The 17,954-nt window shown below is 37.4% G+C and carries 19 protein-coding genes; 8 read left to right on the forward strand and 11 right to left on the reverse strand.

Going from position 1 to position 17,954, the window contains the following annotated elements; genetic code table 11:
• Positions 1-3 precede the first annotated feature (3 nt).
• From J3U42_RS03340 to J3U42_RS03370, 7 genes are all read right to left on the reverse strand, one after another.
• The gene (locus J3U42_RS03340; protein WP_267335518.1) at positions 4-825 is read right to left on the reverse strand and encodes a transporter substrate-binding domain-containing protein; all 822 of its coding nucleotides are present in this window, start codon (positions 823-825) and stop codon (positions 4-6) included.
• 59 nt (positions 826-884) lie between these two features.
• On the reverse strand, positions 885-1,310 hold the full coding sequence (locus J3U42_RS03345) for a GNAT family N-acetyltransferase (RefSeq protein WP_267335520.1): 426 nt from the start codon (positions 1,308-1,310) through the stop codon (positions 885-887).
• An 18-nt stretch (positions 1,311-1,328) separates the two neighbouring features.
• Positions 1,329-2,087 (reverse strand): amino acid ABC transporter ATP-binding protein, encoded by a 759-nt coding sequence (locus J3U42_RS03350; protein WP_220218982.1) that lies wholly within the window; start codon positions 2,085-2,087, stop codon positions 1,329-1,331.
• The gene (locus tag J3U42_RS03355; RefSeq protein ID WP_220218981.1) at positions 2,084-2,824 is read right to left on the reverse strand and encodes an amino acid ABC transporter permease; all 741 of its coding nucleotides are present in this window, start codon (positions 2,822-2,824) and stop codon (positions 2,084-2,086) included. Before J3U42_RS03355 ends, J3U42_RS03350 begins: the two co-directional genes overlap by 4 nt.
• A gap of 20 nt (positions 2,825-2,844) precedes the next feature.
• Complete coding sequence (locus J3U42_RS03360; protein ID WP_220218980.1) at positions 2,845-3,816, reverse strand: glutathione S-transferase family protein; 972 nt, start codon at positions 3,814-3,816, stop codon at positions 2,845-2,847.
• 171 nt (positions 3,817-3,987) lie between these two features.
• Entirely contained in the window at positions 3,988-4,680 is a 693-nt protein-coding gene (locus J3U42_RS03365; protein ID WP_370634049.1) for a response regulator, read from the reverse strand.
• 24 nt (positions 4,681-4,704) lie between these two features.
• Positions 4,705-6,294: an ATP-binding protein gene (locus J3U42_RS03370; protein WP_267335523.1), complete on the reverse strand. Its 1,590-nt coding sequence runs from the start codon at positions 6,292-6,294 to the stop codon at positions 4,705-4,707.
• A gap of 186 nt (positions 6,295-6,480) precedes the next feature.
• Between J3U42_RS03370 and J3U42_RS03375 the strand changes: the two genes are divergently transcribed.
• The 7 genes from J3U42_RS03375 (at position 6,481) to citX (ending at position 13,184) form a co-directional block, all read left to right on the forward strand.
• Positions 6,481-7,869 carry a 2-hydroxycarboxylate transporter family protein gene (locus J3U42_RS03375; protein ID WP_220218977.1) on the forward strand — a complete coding sequence of 463 codons (1,389 nt, stop codon included), beginning with the start codon at positions 6,481-6,483 and terminating at the stop codon, positions 7,867-7,869.
• 93 nt (positions 7,870-7,962) lie between these two features.
• Entirely contained in the window at positions 7,963-8,802 is an 840-nt protein-coding gene (locus J3U42_RS03380) for a fumarylacetoacetate hydrolase family protein (protein ID WP_267335526.1), read from the forward strand.
• A gap of 10 nt (positions 8,803-8,812) precedes the next feature.
• Entirely contained in the window at positions 8,813-9,847 is a 1,035-nt protein-coding gene (citC, locus tag J3U42_RS03385) for a [citrate (pro-3S)-lyase] ligase (RefSeq protein WP_220218975.1), read from the forward strand.
• A 21-nt stretch (positions 9,848-9,868) separates the two neighbouring features.
• Positions 9,869-10,159 carry a citrate lyase acyl carrier protein gene (gene citD / locus J3U42_RS03390; RefSeq protein ID WP_220218974.1) on the forward strand — a complete coding sequence of 97 codons (291 nt, stop codon included), beginning with the start codon at positions 9,869-9,871 and terminating at the stop codon, positions 10,157-10,159.
• Entirely contained in the window at positions 10,156-11,043 is an 888-nt protein-coding gene (gene citE, locus J3U42_RS03395; protein WP_220218973.1) for a citrate (pro-3S)-lyase subunit beta, read from the forward strand. Before citD ends, citE begins: the two co-directional genes overlap by 4 nt.
• Before the next feature lie 12 nt (positions 11,044-11,055).
• Positions 11,056-12,585: a citrate lyase subunit alpha gene (gene citF / locus J3U42_RS03400; RefSeq protein ID WP_220218972.1), complete on the forward strand. Its 1,530-nt coding sequence runs from the start codon at positions 11,056-11,058 to the stop codon at positions 12,583-12,585.
• 56 nt (positions 12,586-12,641) lie between these two features.
• On the forward strand, positions 12,642-13,184 hold the full coding sequence (citX, locus tag J3U42_RS03405) for a citrate lyase holo-[acyl-carrier protein] synthase (protein ID WP_267335528.1): 543 nt from the start codon (positions 12,642-12,644) through the stop codon (positions 13,182-13,184).
• 81 nt (positions 13,185-13,265) lie between these two features.
• Here the strand turns inward: citX and metB are convergent, their stop codons facing one another.
• Positions 13,266-14,432, reverse strand: a complete 1,167-nt coding sequence (metB, locus tag J3U42_RS03410) for a cystathionine gamma-synthase (RefSeq protein ID WP_220218970.1) — start codon at positions 14,430-14,432, stop codon at positions 13,266-13,268.
• Positions 14,433-14,608: 176 nt separating this feature from the next.
• Here metB and metJ point away from each other — a divergent pair, with 176 nt between their 5' ends.
• The gene (gene metJ, locus J3U42_RS03415) at positions 14,609-14,926 is read left to right on the forward strand and encodes a met regulon transcriptional regulator MetJ (RefSeq protein WP_220218969.1); all 318 of its coding nucleotides are present in this window, start codon (positions 14,609-14,611) and stop codon (positions 14,924-14,926) included.
• Positions 14,927-15,029: 103 nt separating this feature from the next.
• On the opposite strand, the gene rpmE is transcribed toward metJ, so the two are convergent.
• From rpmE to J3U42_RS03430, 3 genes are all read right to left on the reverse strand, one after another.
• Positions 15,030-15,245 (reverse strand): 50S ribosomal protein L31, encoded by a 216-nt coding sequence (rpmE, locus tag J3U42_RS03420; RefSeq protein WP_065557564.1) that lies wholly within the window; start codon positions 15,243-15,245, stop codon positions 15,030-15,032.
• 139 nt (positions 15,246-15,384) lie between these two features.
• On the reverse strand, positions 15,385-16,437 hold the full coding sequence (gene degS, locus J3U42_RS03425) for an outer membrane-stress sensor serine endopeptidase DegS (RefSeq protein WP_267335531.1): 1,053 nt from the start codon (positions 16,435-16,437) through the stop codon (positions 15,385-15,387).
• A gap of 115 nt (positions 16,438-16,552) precedes the next feature.
• Positions 16,553-17,926, reverse strand: a complete 1,374-nt coding sequence (locus J3U42_RS03430) for a Do family serine endopeptidase (RefSeq protein ID WP_220218967.1) — start codon at positions 17,924-17,926, stop codon at positions 16,553-16,555.
• Between the last annotated feature and the right edge of the window lie 28 nt (positions 17,927-17,954).

The raw sequence follows: 17,954 nt of genomic DNA on the forward strand, positions 1-17,954 counted from the left end.
AACTTACTTAGGTGAATAATCAGCACCAAAATAGTGTTGGCTAATTTTTGATAATTCGCCATTTTGGATTATCTTTTGTATGGCTTGATTAATATCCTGAGTTAACTGCTGCCCTTGTGCCCCTTTACTGATAAGCAAATAGCTGTATGGGGATGCGATACGTTCAGCATCTTCTTTGCTTAGTTCAATCGTTTTAAGATTCAGTTGATGTTCATTGATATATTGCGCCAACATGACTTTATCGATTAATTGAAAATCATACTGCCCGCTTTCAACATGTTGCAATACCGGCAATAACTCGGCTTCACTATAAACAATTTTGACCGGATTATTTGGATTTTGTTCATTATAAGACTCTAAGGCAGTGGCATAATTTAACCCCGGTGAAACTTCGGTTGATTTGCCTTTTAGATCACTAAATCCGTTAATCTGTTGATTGTTTTTTGCTACAGCAATCACATATTGATTTTTGAAAATCGGATCAGAATAGAAATACTTTTCTTTACGTTTTTCATTCATTGCGTAGTTATTGGCACCCACTTGATAACGTTGCGAATCTAACCCAGCCAAAACGGAAGGAAATTCAGTGATTTCAAAACTAATCTCGTATTGCGGTAGCTGAGCAAATACCGCTTTTACCACATCAATATCATAGCCAACCAGCTCGCCTTTATCATCTACCGTGGTAAAGGGGCTAGGTGCACCCGAGGTGCCAATAACAATCTTTTGTTTACCTGTGGTTGCAGTTGTTGAAGTTTGATTGTCACAACCGACTAACGACAATACGCCCAATAGCAATAAACCATACCATTTTTTGTAGCACATAAATAATTCCCTCGCCCAACTAGATTAATTTTCTGAAAGTTGTTAAAACACTCTTTCAACTATATAAAGCCCATATTTTTCATTTCTGTTCGATGATCGGCTTGATAACGTGCCATGCCGGTTTTCATTAAATCAAACCCTAAATTACGATAAAATTCGACGGTTTGGGGATGAGTGTAAAGGATGATATTGCAGTGTTTTACTTGCTCTACCAACTTTTCAATAATCAACCGACCATACTTTTGCCCATGCAGATGTTTGGCTAACGCTACGTTATAAATTGCCGCCTGACAAATGCCGTCAGATAATGCCCGTCCAACGCCAACAACTTGCTCATTTTCCAGTAAAAAAACTACGGCATAACTTCGCTTAAATACTTGCTCTTGCGTGTTAGCATCAAGCGAACTTAAACCATAAAAGGCCAGCAGATCAGCAACCTCTTGCCAGTTGATTGCTTGACAATGTTGTTGAATCACAATATTCATTGTTGCTCCTTTCACTCCTTAAATTTCATAATCAACTTGTATTGAAGAATAATATCTGGCTAAAAAAGCTTTGGTTCTGAGTTGTTTAGGATTAGAAAACATTTGCTGAGGTGAACTATCTTCAATAATTTGTCCTTTATCTAAAAACAGTACCCGGGTGGCAATATCATGCACAAAGCTCATTTCGTGTGAGACTAAAATCATGGTAATACCCGATTTTGCAGCCATTTTGATTGTCGCCAGTACTTCACCGACCAATTCGGGATCTAAGGCCGAAGTTGGCTCATCAAGCAATAAAACTTTGGGATCCATGGCTAAAGCGCGGGCAATAGCAACCCGTTGTTGTTGTCCACCTGATAACTGCTTAGGGTAATGATAAATGCGCTCTTTTAATCCAACTTCAACCAATTTTTCATACGCTATCTGTTGAGCTTGAGCTTTCGGTAATTTTTTAACAATAATTAAACCTTCCATTACATTCTCTAAGGCATTTTTTTGCTGAAACAGATTGAATTGTTGAAATACCATAGCCGTTTGCTGACGAAATTTAACTATGTCACGCCGTTTTATCTGGCTAACGTCCAACCCGACATTATCAATCTCAATGTAACCTTGCTGCGGTTTTTCTAATAAGTTTAAACAGCGTAATAAAGTTGATTTACCGGCACCGGAAGCACCGATAATAGCGACAATTTCATGAGGTTTAATCTGAAAATTAAGATGATCCAAAATGAGGTTTTGCGCAAATGATAATGTAAGATCTTTTACCTCAATCATAATAATTTCCCTCGACGATAACTCGGGGTATTGGCACTATCGGAAATGGTTAAGCGCTTTTCTAAATACTTAACCATTAACTCAATAATAATAGTCAATCCCCAATAAATTAAGGCTAATGAAATATAGACTTCAAAATATCGATAACTATGCCCGGCAAGCGTTTTGCCCCTACCGGTCATTTCAGTGACAGAGCAAACAAACGCCAATGAAGTCCCTTTGAGTAAACCAATCAACGTGTTACCTAAATTTGGTAAAGCAACAAGAAACGCTTCGGGAATAACAATTCGGCGCAGTAACTGGCTATAGGTCATGCCTAGCGATTGTGCTGCTTCAATTTGTCCTTTATTGACCGATTGTAATGCGGCTCGAATCGTTTCGGAATTATAAGCGGCCTCGTTTAACGAGAAGGCAATAAGTACAAATATCATCGGCGATATGCCATTGACATTGTAATTAGTATCATATAGATAATTGACATACCTTAATAAAACAGGAATACCGTAAAAGCTCAAATAGAGCTGGACTAACAAAGGCGTGCCACGGATGAACGAAACAAAAATCGCCGCCAATTGCGATAATACCGGTATTTTATGCATCTTAATGACAGCAACAACCAGCCCCAACATGACACCGAATAACATCGAAAACACGGTTATAAACAAGGTTACCGGCAAATATGCCAGTAACGTTGGAATTTGGGTGAATATTAATCCAAAATCTAAAATATTTGGCATCATCACTACCCCAGTTAATTTTATCTGTTTGAAGTAAAAATCTTATCTCTGTTATGTGGTGTGTGCCAATTACTGACATCGGGCCCCAAAGGTAAAATATCGTAAGGGTTATGCGCATTGTTACTTAAGAAATAGCCCTGTTTAATTGCATGAAAATCGGTTGTTTCACCAAAGGCTGGGATCTGATAAAGATCTCTGGCATAAGCCCATAAATTTGGAAAATCAATGATTCGATTCCGATTGGTTTTAAATGCACTATAGTAGGCCACATCAAATCTGGCTAATGTCACATATAACCGAATATCGGCATCGGTAATTTGATCGCCAAACAGATAGCGTGATTGGCTTAAACGTTGTTCGAGTTTATCAAGCTGATTAAATACGAGGTGATAAGCCTCTTCATAGGCTTTTTGGGAACGGGCAAACCCGGCTTTATAAACGCCATTATTCACTTCATGAAATATAACATTATTTAATGCATCAATATCAGCTCGCAATTTTTCCGGATAGAGATCCGGGGCGCCAGCTTTATGAAAGGGTTTAAATTGGGTTTCCCAATAGTAGGTTAGATTAAAATAATCGTTGTTAACCACTTTGCCAGTTTTGACATCGACAACCGTTGGTACGGTCGCTCGTCCATTATATTCTGGATCGGTTTTGGCATATATTTCGGGTAGAAATCGGATACCGAGCACCGGATCAACACCATTTTTATCTAACGAAAACTCCCAACCATTTTCCGTTCTTACCGGGTTGACTTTACCGACACTGATAACATCTTCCAGCCCCAATAATTTGATAGCTATCATCTGACGATGTGCCCAAGGACAAATTGCAGCCCAAATTAAACGATAACGCCCAGCTTCCACCGGTAGCATGCCAGGCTCATTACCAAAAGGAGTATTAAAGCGGTTAGTTTGACGAACAAAAGCGCCATCTTTACTGATTTCGTTATTTTCAGTTGTTACTACTTTTCCTATTGCTATAGACATATTTTTACCCCTTCTATTTGCGACTACAAATTTGATTTATCCCACATCGGATAAGTTCAATCTAGCATCAAATATTTAGTGGATAAAATAACAAATAAGCATATTTATATAATTATCAATTATATCTATAGTAGGATTTACAACTATAAAAACAGCGTTAAATCGAAATGATTATTTCCCAAGACGTTTATACAACCTTTCCGGGCGACCAATTTTTCCATGGTTAAGTTCTACAGTTAACAACTTAGTTTGTACACAATATTCTAAATATCGTCTGGCCGTTGTTTTACTTATTTGAGCATTTGCAACAATATCATCAACCGTTAATGCTTTATCAGTTTTTAAAAACAGATCTTTTACTTTTTGTAAGGTAATCTCTTCAATACCTTTTGAATGACGATTAACATCGACAAAATCTTTAGTTTGCAAATTAAATAGCTCGTCAATTCGTCTTTGATTAACATGTTTTTGTAGACTTTGGCGATATAAAAAAAGTTCAAATCGCTCTAATGAATGTTTTAACCGTTGGTATGATACCGGTTTAATTAAATAATCAAATGCGCCAAAGCGAATCGCTTTACTACACGTATCCATATCACTTGCCGCTGTAATAAAAATGACATAACTATCAAGATTGTTATTGATAATATATTCAAACAGATCAATACCTTTGCCGTCCGGCAAATAATTATCGAGCAAAATTAAGGTCGGTTTTAACTTTTCGACCATAATTTTTGCCTCTTGCAAGTTAGAAGCAATCCCAATGACTTGAACTTTTGTATCTCTCTGAATAAATTCGGCATTTAATTCTGCTAAAATAGGCTCATCTTCTACAATAAGAACTTTAATGGTATTTTCTTTTATCTCATGCATAATCTCTCCTCTTTACTACTTGGGTATAAAAACTGAAAAAATGGTGCCATAAGGTTGATTATCCTCAAAGGTGATGTAACCATTTGCTTTTTTGACATACGTTGAAACAAGGTGTAATCCGATACCATGTTCGCTCGCATCTTGTGAAGTCACACCGGGTTCGAATATCGAATCTCGCATGTTTTCATCAACGCCACAGCCTTGATCGCTCACCTCTATAACAACCTCATCGGTTGCATCACTCAAATATAGATGAATTGTTTTATTTCCATTTGGGTTTTTTAGCGCTGCATTAAAGGCATTATCAAGTAAGTTACCTAATATCGACATAAATTCCGTTTCGGTTATCATATCGGGTAACATTTTTAATTGACAGGCAGGGTCGAACACCAGTTTTAAGCCAATTTCATGCGCTTTAGAATATTTACCAATTAATAAACCGCACACCGCCGGTACTTGAAAATGCTTAGTTATAAAATCTAAGTTATATTGGTTATCCGCTGAGTGTAATGCTATGAATGATTGCGCTTCTTCATAACGTTCCATATAAATCAATCCTGACAACGTCGCCATCCAGTTTAAGTGCTCATGTCGGATAGCTCTTAAATTATCAACGTATTGAGTGACTTGCGTTAATTGCATACTCAAAACATTAATATCATTAAAATTACGAAAAGTAATCACCCAACCTTGAATATTATCATCAACAATTATGCGAATTCGGTTAGCAATAACATTAATATTATTAAAGTAGCATATTTGATCATGTATATCTTTGAGTTGATTATCTTTTCCATAAATAAAATCACTGGATTTGATAAAATCACATAAATCATGATTCAGTAACTGTTCATCACTCACATTAATACCAAGCATTATTCGAGCTGACTGATTAATGTTGATAATTTTATAATTAAGATCAATTGCTATAATACCTTCAAAGATTGATTCCATAATCGATTTTTGGCTTTTGACCAGTAATGCAATCTCTTTTGGCTCTAAATTAAACATCTGTTTTTTGATCGCCCGGGCAAAACAGAGCGAAAAAATAAATAACGCAATAAACAACAATGAGCAAAAAATAATAAACGGAATAAATTGCTTTTTATGTAAAGCATAGATATCATCAATCATATAGCCCACTGAAACAATACCAATAACTTTGCCTTTATTAATAATCGGGGCTTTACCTCGCAATGCGAGACCTAAAGAACCACGGCTGATTGTGGTACTACTATTACCATTTAATACTTCTTCATTATCATTACCAACCATGGGTGAATAGATGTCGTTATTGGCAGTATGAAACAGACGATAAGCCTTGGCATCGCCAATAACAATATAACTTGCATCACTTTGTTGGAAAATATCAGATACTAATTCAGATATTTTGTTGGTATCTTTTTGTTCAACATATTGGATCAAACTCGGAATGACAGCTAACTCTCGAGCTTGAATTTGCGCTTTATCTCCTAAACTTCGATATAAAGACGCTTCGGTTACATTCCAAATATAACTTTGTAAAAGCGCCAACACAATTAACGAAAATAGTAAAAGAGATAAAAACAATTTGTTGGTAAAAGAAAATTGTATTTTATTTCGCATTTTTATACTTAACATTTCTTAACATAACGTTTAGGAGTGTAACACAGCATTAAAAAACATAGAGCCTTTAAAACCATAAAAACCACACTTAATTTATGATTTATATCACAAAATTGAAAATAAATATTTGTCACTATATGCGCCATTCAAACAAAGCTAAAAAATCATTTTGGAGATAAAAAAAATATGGTGGATTTCAATTCAGTTGGAAAGACGCAGAATAATACAGCCGAAACTAAGAAAATTACCGAAGAACAGCCGAAAGGCTTTTGGCCTTATGGCTGGTGGAAACTTATGGATGACTACAAAATTGGTGTTATCCCGCTTCCGTTGTTTATTATAGCAGGTATTCTAATATTTACAGAAGTATTAGTTACCGGTAAGTTACCAAGCGAAATTGTCGTTATGGTGGTAACTTGTGCTTTCTTCGGTTTCTTATGTGGCGAAATTGGTAAACGTTTACCAATCGTTGGTAAAATGGGCGCAGCCGCAATTTGTGCAACGTTCATTCCATCGGCATTAGTTTACTATGGTATTTTGCCACAACCTGTTGTTGCCGCTACAACTAAGTTCTATAAAGATACCCATATTCTATACCTATACATTTGTTGTATCATCGTTGGTAGTATTATGAATATGGACAAAAAGACCTTAATTCAAGGTTTCTTGAAAATTTTCGTACCAATGGTATGCGGTGAAATTGTCGGTATGTTAGTTGGTGTTGGCGTTGGCTATTTACTTGGTTTAACACCTTTTGAAACATTCTTCTTCCTTGTATTACCTATTATGGCCGGTGGTGTTGGTGAAGGGGCGATTCCGCTTTCAATTGGTTATGCCGCTATTTTACATATGGATCAAGGCGATGCGCTAGGTCGTGTATTACCTATTGTTATGTTAGGTGGTTTAACCGGTATTATTTGTGGTGGTATCCTTAACCGTATTGGTAAAGCTTACCCGCACTTAACTGGTAATGGTCGCTTATTACCGGCATCAGAAGAAGATGCGTTAGAAACCAAAAAAGCAGCTAAAGCAGATGGCGTTATTGATGTAACAACTTTCGCTTCAGGTGTTTTACTAGCAGCGCTTCTTTACATGATTGGTATGATTGGACACAAATTAACCGGAATTCCTGCACCAGTAGGGATGCTATTTGCCGCAGTTTTTGTTAAACTAGTGTCAGGTGTTTCACCAAAAGTATTAAGTGGTTCGCAAGTAGTTTATAAGTTCTTCCAAACATCTGTAACCTATCCTATTTTATTTGCTGTAGGTGTTGCTATCACACCTTGGGAAAAAATCGTTGCAGCATTCACTATTACAAACTTGGTTGTCATTGTTTGTACAGTTGTTAGTCTCGTTACTACTGGCTTTTTTGTCGCTAAGAAATTAGGTATGTATCCTGTTGATGCAGCGGTTATTTCATGCTGTCAAAGTGGTCAAGGTGGAACAGGTGACGTTGCAATCTTAACCGCAGCAGAACGTATGGAATTAATGCCATTTGCTCAAATTGCTACGCGTATCGGTGGTGCAATTAACGTGTCAGTGTCATTACTTATTCTCGGCAATTTCTTAGTATAAATTTATATTTCAAACAACAACCTTAGTTCTGCTAAGGTTGTTCGCTTTTATGATGTTTTAACAATTAACTTAAATAGCTTTTAAGGAGTATTCATGAAGCTTGTCAGTTATCTGGTCTCTGGCAAATCAAGTTTTGGTATTCTCACTGAGAACGGCATTATTGATTTAAAAAACAAATTAGGTGACAAATATGTCGACTTAAAATCATTGCTTGCCGATGAAGCGGGTTTAGCAAATGCCAAAACTTACCTTAATGCCCCAAGTGACATAGATGAACAAGATATTACCTATTTACCTGTAATTCCTAATCCAAATAAAATTTTATGTGTAGGCATGAATTATGCGGAAAAGCGAGCAGAATTTAATGAAACCAGCTCAGCACCTACACTGTTTGTCCGTTTCCCTGATTCACAAACTGGACATAAAACAAATATTATCAAACCCGCTATTACTAACGAACTTGATTACGAAGGCGAATTGGCCATTGTAATTGGTAAAGCAGGATTCCGCATCAAACAAGAAGATGCACTATCTCATGTTGCTGGCTACAGCTGTTACATGGATGGTTCTGTGCGTGACTGGCAATATACTTGGTTTACCGCTGGCAAAAACTGGCCAAGCACCGGCGCATTTGGACCATGTTTAACTACAACCGATGAAATACCGGATCCGAAAGTATTATCGTTAACCACGTATTTAAATGGTCAAGAAATGCAACACGATTCAATTAGCAATTTAATTCACACCGTACCGGAATTAATTTCTTATATCAGTACTTTTACTAAATTATCACCGGGTGATGTCATTTTGACCGGTTCTCCTGGCGGGGTGGGTAAAAAACGTAATCCACCAGTATTTATGAAAGATGGTGATGTTATCGAAGTTGAGATCACCCATATTGGGCGTCTGACTAACTTTGTTGTTGCAGAATAAAGGTAAATGTATGTACGATTTAGTTGATTATAGTGTTGTTAATATCGCTGATTCAGCGCAGGATTATCAAGCTATTAAACAGTTACTTTCTCGTTCTGATCTGGATATTGATTCGCAAGTTACTTTATTTATGGTAGCGAGAATCGATAACAACATCATCGCTTGTGCCGGAATTGATCGTAATATTATTAAATGTGTTGCAATTGATTCTGATTATCGAGGTAATCAACTTAATCTTACTTTAATGGATCACACCATTAAATATGCCAACGAGCAGGGTTATTTTCATCTGTTTTTATACACTAAACCTGAAAATAAAGATTTCTTTAGAGGATGTGGTTTTTATCCCATTGTTGAGATATCAGATCTGGTTGTGTTAATGGAAAATACCCCTGTTGGTATCAAACAGTATTGTAAAAAATTACATGAGCAGTCGGTTTCTGGCTCTAAAATTGGTAGTATTGTGATGAATGCCAACCCTTTTACCAAAGGGCATCAATATTTAATCGAATATGCAGCAAGCCAATGTGATTGGTTACATGTTTTTGTGGTCAATGAAGATGCATCGATCTTCTCATTCGAAACCCGTTTACAGCTTGTAAAAGACGGTTCTGCCCACATCAAAAATGTGACGGTACATGCAAGTTCATCCTATATTATTTCAAGAGCAACGTTCCCAACCTATTTTTTAAAAGATAAAACTAAAATCGATTACGCCTATATGGGCATCGATTTATTAATTTTCCGAAACTATATAGCACCCGCTTTGAATATTACTCATCGTTATGTGGGCACTGAGCCTTATAGCGAAGTGACTAAAGCTTATAATCAAGCGATGTGCCATTGGCTTGAAGATGCAACAGTTAGCAACTCTCCAACGGTAACCGTGGTTGAAGTTGAACGCAAGATTGAAGGCGAAGACATCATTTCAGCATCATTAGTTCGAAAATTACTATCGTTGAAAAATTATGATGAGGTGAAAAAGTTAGTACCCGCAACTACATGGAATTATCTTTCTACCCATTTGGATAATTTGAAAATTTAATTCGTTTCTAAAGGTAACAAAATGAAAATACAAAAAGAAGCCATGGCAGGAACTCTCGAATCGAGCGATTTGTTAGTTAAAGTCATGCCTAACACTGGAATCGAGGTTGTTATTAACAGTGATGTTAACAAACAATTTGGCGATCAAATTCGTGCTGTTGTCGATCAAACCTTAAGCGCATTAGGCGTAACAGATGGTTTAATTATTATCGATGACAAAGGTGCCCTCGATTGTGCGATCAAAGCTAGAGTGCAATGTGCAGTATTACGCGGTGCAGAAGAAGAGAACTTAGATTGGAGTAAATTACTATGAAAAAATTACGTCGAAGTATGTTGTTTCTTCCGGGCGCAAACGCTGCGATGTTATCGACATCTTTTGTTTATAAACCCGATTCAATCATGTTTGATCTTGAAGATGCCGTTTCAATTAAAGAAAAAGATTCAGCACGTTTATTAGTAGCACAAACTTTACGCCTACCAGTCTATAAAGAGCACGGTATTGAAACTGTTGTTCGTATTAATGCACTTAATACTCCATTTGGTTTAAAAGATTTAGAAGCTGTAGTTAGAGCTGGTGTTGACGTTGTTCGTTTACCAATGACCAACTCAGCTGAAGATATTCACGAATTAGAAGCGCACGTTGAAAGAATTGAAAAAGAGTGCGGACGTGAAGTCGGTAGCACCAAACTTATGGCAGCAATCGAATCAGCTGTTGCGGTTGTTAACGCTGTTTCAATTGCAAAATCATCACCTCGTCTAATTGGTATTGCGCTTGCGGCATTTGACTATTTAGTTGATATGCAAACTGAACGTGGTGACGGTACTGAGCTATTTTATGCTCGCTGTGCAGTATTACATGCAGCACGGGTTGCCGGTATTGATGCCTTTGATGTTGTCTACTCTAATGTTAATGATGATGAAGGCTTCTTAAAAGAAGTGAGTTTAATCAAAAAATTGGGTTATAACGGTAAATCATTAATTAATCCTAGACAAATTGACCTGCTACATAATGCTTATGCGCCAACCGCAGCGGAAGTTGAAAACGCTCATAAAGTGGTTGAAGCAGCAGAAGAAGGCGAAAGAAAAGGGCTAGGTGTTGTTTCTTTAAATGGCAAAATGATTGATGCACCGATTATTGATCGTGCAAGAAAAATCATCGAGCTAGCCAAATATTCCGGTGTACGTAAAGAAATTTGATAGGATTGAAAAATGACAACTTCTATAGACAAAAAAATTGACGATTTGCTAAAACAGCATCCCGATCTTAAAAATATCACACCATTTGTTGATGCAACTGCAACCACACCTTACTTAAAAGATGAGTCTAAATATACACGTAAATTGTGTGATTCTATCGAACAAGCAATTCATAAATGTGAATTACGTGATGGTATGACAATTTCATTCCACCATGCGTTTCGTGAAGGCGATAAAGTTATCAACAAAGTCGTTGAAACGATCAGCAAATTAGGTATCAAAAACTTAACACTTGCTTCGAGCTCACTATTAAGCTGTAACTCAGCATTGATTCCACATATTGAATCGGGCGTTATTACTAAAATCTACACCTCCGGTTTACGTGGCAAGTTAGCTGATGCTATTTCACATGGTTTAATGGAAAACCCGGTACATATTCACTCCCATGGTGGACGTGTTAAACTGATTCAAAGTGGCGAAATTAATATTGATATCGCATTTTTAGCGGTTTCAACTGCCGATGAGCAAGGTAACGCAAATGGCGTATCGGGTAAATCACAATGTGGTGCGCTAGGTTATGCTATGGTTGATGCACAATTTGCCAAAAAAGTGGTATTACTGACTGAAGATATCGTCGCTTACCCGAATAATCCGGCAAGTATTCGCCAAGATCAAGTTGACTATATTGTTAAAGTTGATGAAGTGGGCGATCCAACTAAAATCAGTGTCGGTGCTGCTCGTATCACCAGTAACCCACGTGAATTAATGATTGCCCGTTATGCCGCCGATGTGATTGAACATTCTGGTTATTTTGAAGACGGATTCTCAATCCAAACCGGTTCCGGTGCATCATCAACGGCAGCTACCCGATTTTTAGAAAATCGTATGCGTGCTAAAAATATCACCGCATCATTTGCTTTAGGTGGTATCACAGCAAGCATCGTTGATCTACATGAAAAAGGTTTAGTTAAACGTTTACTAGATACCCAAAGCTTTGACGGCGCAGCCGGACAATCTTTAGGTAAAAATAAAGACCACATCGAAGTATCAACCAACGTTTACGCCAACCCTGCATCGAAAGGGGCTAGCGTTGATGAATTAGATATTGTGATCTTAAGTGCGTTAGAAATTGACCTTAACTTTAACGTTAATGTATTAACCGGCTCTGACGGTGTTATGCGTGGTGCCTCTGGTGGTCACTGTGATACAGCAGTTGGTGCAAATTTAACAATTATCGTTGCGCCATTAATTCGTAGCCGTATCCCGACAGTAATTAAAAATGTGACAACCGTTGTTACACCAGGTGAAAGCGTTGATGTTCTTGTTACCGACCATGGTATCGCTGTTAACCCAGCTCGCCCGGAAATTGCTGAGCGCTTAAAAGCAGCTAATTTACCGGTCATGACGATTGAAGAGCTTTATCAACGTGCGGTATCACTAACCGGTGAACCAAAACCAATCGAATTTAACGATAAAATCGTTGGTATTGTTCATTATCGTGACGGCTCAATCATTGATGTTGTTCGTCAAGTTAAAGACTAATTAACAATCAGTAGCATGGCAGATAAGATGCCATGCTCTTATTTTTGATAGATACTATGATAATTAAATTTGATGACGGTATCCCTGTTACCCTTGAGCAAATGTTATTTGCTAAAGAGCAACGGGTAAAACACCAACAAGCGGCATTAGAGCAGTTTAATCATCCGCTTATTTGCTTAAGTTTGGTCATCCCTGGCCCCATTAAAAAAAGTAGTGGCACAAATTTATTATTTCAAGAAGCAATAAAGGCAATTAAATCCTCATTAGCCAGCAAAAGTATCGTTATCAGTAATGAGCAATATTTTCATGCTAATACCGGTAGCGAAGCAATAATTAGTGCAAAATATCAAGCAGATGAACTAAAACAACTCTGTATTGATATTGAAAATCATCACCCATTAGGTCGATTATGGGATATTGATGTGATTGACCCAATTACCCAACACAGCATTTCCAGAACAGTATTTGATGAACAATCAAGACAGTGTCTGATTTGTCAAGATAATGCTAAAAATTGCAGTCGCTCGAAAAAACATAGTCTCGATGAAATTTTTGCTGTTATCGAAAACAGATTAAAAGATTATTTAAAAAGCCAATAACAAAATTATCATTTTTAGATAATTAAAAAAGATTGATGAAAGTACCGTAAACTCTCACCAATCCCAATGATTAATAATGACTTAAATCGTTGCTAAGGCTTGATCTAAATCCGCAATCAAATCATTAACATCTTCCAGCCCTACAGAAATACGTAATAACTGATCTGAAATCCCGGCCGTTTTACGTGCCTGCGCACTTATTCCTGAGTGGGTCATTGTTGCCGGATGACAGACCAGACTTTCAACGCCGCCTAATGATTGCGCTAAAGTGAAGATATTCAGTGCTTTTAAAAATTTTGGCATGACATCAGCATCGCCGACTAATTCAAAACTTAATAGAGAGCCGAAGCCTTTTTGCTGTTTTTTAGCGATATCGTGACCAAGATTGGTTGGTAGTGAAGGATGAAATACTTTGGCTATTTTAGGGTGATTAACTAAAAACTCAACAACCTTTTGTGCACTGTCTTGTTGTAGCCTTACCCGTGCCGATAGCGTTCTTAACCCACGTAATAAAAGATAGCTATCAAATGATGAAGTGAGGGTACCAATATTATTTGCCCACCAAAGTACATCGGTTGCCAGTTGTTGATCTTTAAAAACTAAAATACCGGCTAATAAATCAGAGTGGCCATTTAAAAATTTAGTACAAGAGTGAGTCACAATGTCAGCGCCTAATGCTATTGGATTTTGTAAAACAGGCGTCATAAACGTATTATCGACTAAAACAATTGCTCCCACTTCATGAGCTTGTCGAGTGATTTCTTGAATATCGACAACTCGCAATAAAGGATTACTTGGCGATTCAATCAAAACCAATTTTGGCCGTAAGCTTAGTGCCTCTTTTAATGCAACCGGATCAGATTGATCAACAAATTTTGCTTTAAAATGACCTCGTTCACTCAGACTATTGAATAAACGATAACTCCCACCGTAGCAATCATGTGGAGCAACGACCAGATCATTAGGTGTTAATAAAGCCACACTAACGAGATGAATTGCTGACATGCCGCAGTTAGTTAAAATTGCATCTGCACCACCTTCTAATTGAGCAACGGTTTGTTCGACTAGTCGCCGGCTAGGATTGGATTTGCGGGCATAATCAAATTCTCTTGGTTGTGCAAACTCTTGGTAGCGATAACATGTTGAAGGGGTAATGACAGGAACGACACTACCGTATTGATCATCTGTATTTAGCCCGCCACGAACAGCAATCGTGCTTTGGCTTAATTTTTTAGATTGACTAGCCATAATAACATCCCTATGTAAAACTTTATTTGTCGAATAATATCAGTGTATAAGAATAGCACAATTAACAAAGACGTCAACATGTCTAGACGTCTAAATATCTTGGTGTATAGATTGCGGCAACCTAAAAAAAAAGTTAAAATTACCCACATTATTTGTGATGTGATTTGGTGAGAGATATGATGGAATGGAACGGCGAGTATATAAGCCCTTATGCTGAACATGGCAAAAAAAGCGAGCAAGTGAAGAAAATCACAGTATCAATTCCGTTAAAAGTATTAAAAATTTTAACTGACGAACGAACAAGACGGCAAGTTAATAATTTACGTCATGCAACAAATAGTGAATTATTATGTGAAGCATTTTTACATGCTTATACCGGACAGCCTTTACCTTGTGATGAAGACTTACAAAAAGATCGTGAAGACGGTATACCAAAGCAAGCCCAAACGATGATGCGAAATTTAGGTATTGATCCCGATCTTATCGATGAATAGTAATGGCTAAATAATTTTATACTTTTCCATAAAAGCAAAAAGGCGCATAAATAGCGCCTTTTTTATTGCAGTTATTATTACTGCGAATTGCAATATGGAAAAATTATTTCTTTCCACCAACCATTGCAAAACGTTGTTTGAATTTATCAACACGTCCACCAGTTGCAACATCACGTTGTTTACCAGTATAGAACGGGTGGCACTCACCACATACGTCAAGATGAATATCATGACCAATAGTTGAATGAGTTTTGATTACATTACCACATGAACAAGTCGCTGTGATTGCAGTATATTCTGGATGGATACCTTCTTTCATAATAAGCCTCTAAAGTTTATTCGTATCGCTATATAAATGGCTGTAAGCAAAATCTATACACCATACGAGTGTTAAAAAACATGATAAGGTTGCGAATTATACGTCCTCTATAGGAGATAATCAAGTAATAAAAGCGTGATTAAACTGGCAATTGACCAATAGTGACTTGCAGTTCAATCTTTTCTCCATTTCGCAATACCATTATGGGGACGATTGTGCCCGGTTTCAACTCTGCAATCTGATCCATCGTGCCAACAATTGATTTTACCGGTTTATTATCCACCATGATTAAAATATCATTCGGCTCAACACCTGCCTGCAATGAAGGGCCCTCGGCATTAGTCACTAAGATACCTAACACAACCGGTTGATCGCTTGGATTTTGGGTTGGAGCAAACTCTAAGCCGTCGATTCCGATGTAGCCACGAATCACTTTGCCATCTTGAATCAATTTATTCATTATTTTGACCGCTAATGCGGTTGGAATTGCAAAACCAATACCTTCCGGCACATCTGTTCCGACATTTTTGGCAAAAGTGAGTGTGTTAATACCAACTAATTCACCTTTTGAGTTTACCAGTGCTCCTCCTGAATTACCGTGATTAATGGAAGCATCTGTCTGGATAAAGTTTTGTCGCCTATATGGGCTTAAGCCGTCTCGTCCGGTTGCACTTATAATACCTTGTGTTATTGTTTGCCCGATATTATAGGGATTGCCGATAGCCAAAACGACATCGCCAATTTTTGGATCTCTATTAGGGTTAATCGGAATGGTTGGTATATTCGTTGCGTCAATCTTTAACACTGCAATATCAACTAACTTATCTGAGCCAACTGACAAGGCTTCAAATATTCTGCCGTCTTGCAGGGCAACAATAATTTGTTCTGCGCCGTCAACAACATGATAATTAGTCACTATGTACCCAAGATCACTCATAATCACACCGGAACCTAAAGGGGTGATTGGGCTGTCTTCAGATTGATGAGGAACCTTGTTAATTGAGCGACTATAAATATTCACCACCGCCGGCGCCGCAATTTTAACCGCATCAGAATAGCTCATTAGATCATCATAAAAAATATTACGCGGAAAGCTTGAATGTGTCCCATTTCTTAAAGAAGGAAAGATAATAAGTAAGACTATCGCTAATACTGAACCAATCAATGTTGGCCATAAAATCTTTTTGAGCATAATTATCACTATGAAAATGATGAAGGTTGATATGATTCTATCATATCTAACAGCGGGATAACATTGATGTTTTCGTCGATGCATAGCATCGACGAAATTAAGCTAACAGGTTAAGTTAGCGTAAGATGAGATAAAGTTGGCTGTCGCCTCGTACTATGTTTAAAGCAATTGCAGAAGGTTTACTGTCAATAATTTTACGTAAGTCAGCAATATTATTCACACGCTCTTTATTCACGCCAAAAATGAGATCACCTTCTTTTAAACTTAAGCGCGATGCCGGAGAGTTTTTGGCGATACTTTCGATGATAACGCCTTTACGACCCTTAACTTCACCATTAGTGAAAACCGCTCCGTCAAGCGCTGGGTGAAGTGATTTGGCTTCAGTTGTAGACTCATCGCTTTGTTTCAATTTCACATCAACCGACATTTCTTTACCATCACGAATCAGTCCTAATTTCACCGTACGTCCGGCGCCGGTAGTGGCAATTTTGGCACGTAACTCAGCAAAACTATCAACCGGTTTACCGTCCATTGAAATGATAACGTCACCTGATTTGATACCAGCCTCTTTTGCCGCTGAATCATCAATGACTTCACTAACAAAGGCACCTTTTTGAACTTCAAGATCAAATGCTTTAGCAATATCAGAGGTCAATTCATTACCTTTTATGCCTAATACACCACGTTTAACTTCACCATATTCAATTAATTGAGAAGATAAACTTCTAACCATATTACTAGGAATGGCAAAGCCAATACCTACGTTACCACCGCCCGGTGCAATGATTGCAGTATTGATCCCAACTAATTCACCATTTAAGTTGACTAATGCCCCACCAGAATTACCCCGATTGATTGATGCGTCAGTTTGAATAAAGTTTTCAAAACCATTCATATTCAATCCACTACGTGCTAACGCAGAAATAATCCCCGAAGTAACTGTTTGACCAATACCAAAAGGATTACCGATAGCAACAGCATAATCACCCACTCTTAATTTGTCTGAGTCAGCTAATTTTATAGCAACTAATTTTTTGGCATCATCTATTTTCAATAAAGCGATATCACTTTGCGGATCTTTACCAATGAGTTTTGCTTTATATTCACGGCCGTCATTTAATATTACAGTGATTTCATCAGCATTATCAATAACATGGTTATTTGTTACCACATACCCTTTCTCAGCATCAATAATGACGCCCGAGCCTTGACCTGTGAATGATCTTGATTGACTATCAGGATAGCCAAAAAATCGTCTGAACTCTTCCGGCATATTAGTTTGCATTTCAGCTGTACCTTCAACCTTAATACTGACAACTGAAGGTAACACCGTTTCTAACATCGGTGCTAATGTCGGTAATTGGCTATTATCACTATTTGATAATGGAGGTAAATTAGCATAAGCATTTGGTAATGCTGCTAATCCTATCCCTAAGCTTAATGCAATTATACTTAATAATTTTTTTGGTTTTAGTAAAGAATCATTCATTGTAAAGCTCTCTCATCTTAAAAAAATA

The organism is Gilliamella sp. B2923, assembly GCF_026536565.1.
Lineage (GTDB): Bacteria > Pseudomonadota > Gammaproteobacteria > Enterobacterales > Orbaceae > Gilliamella.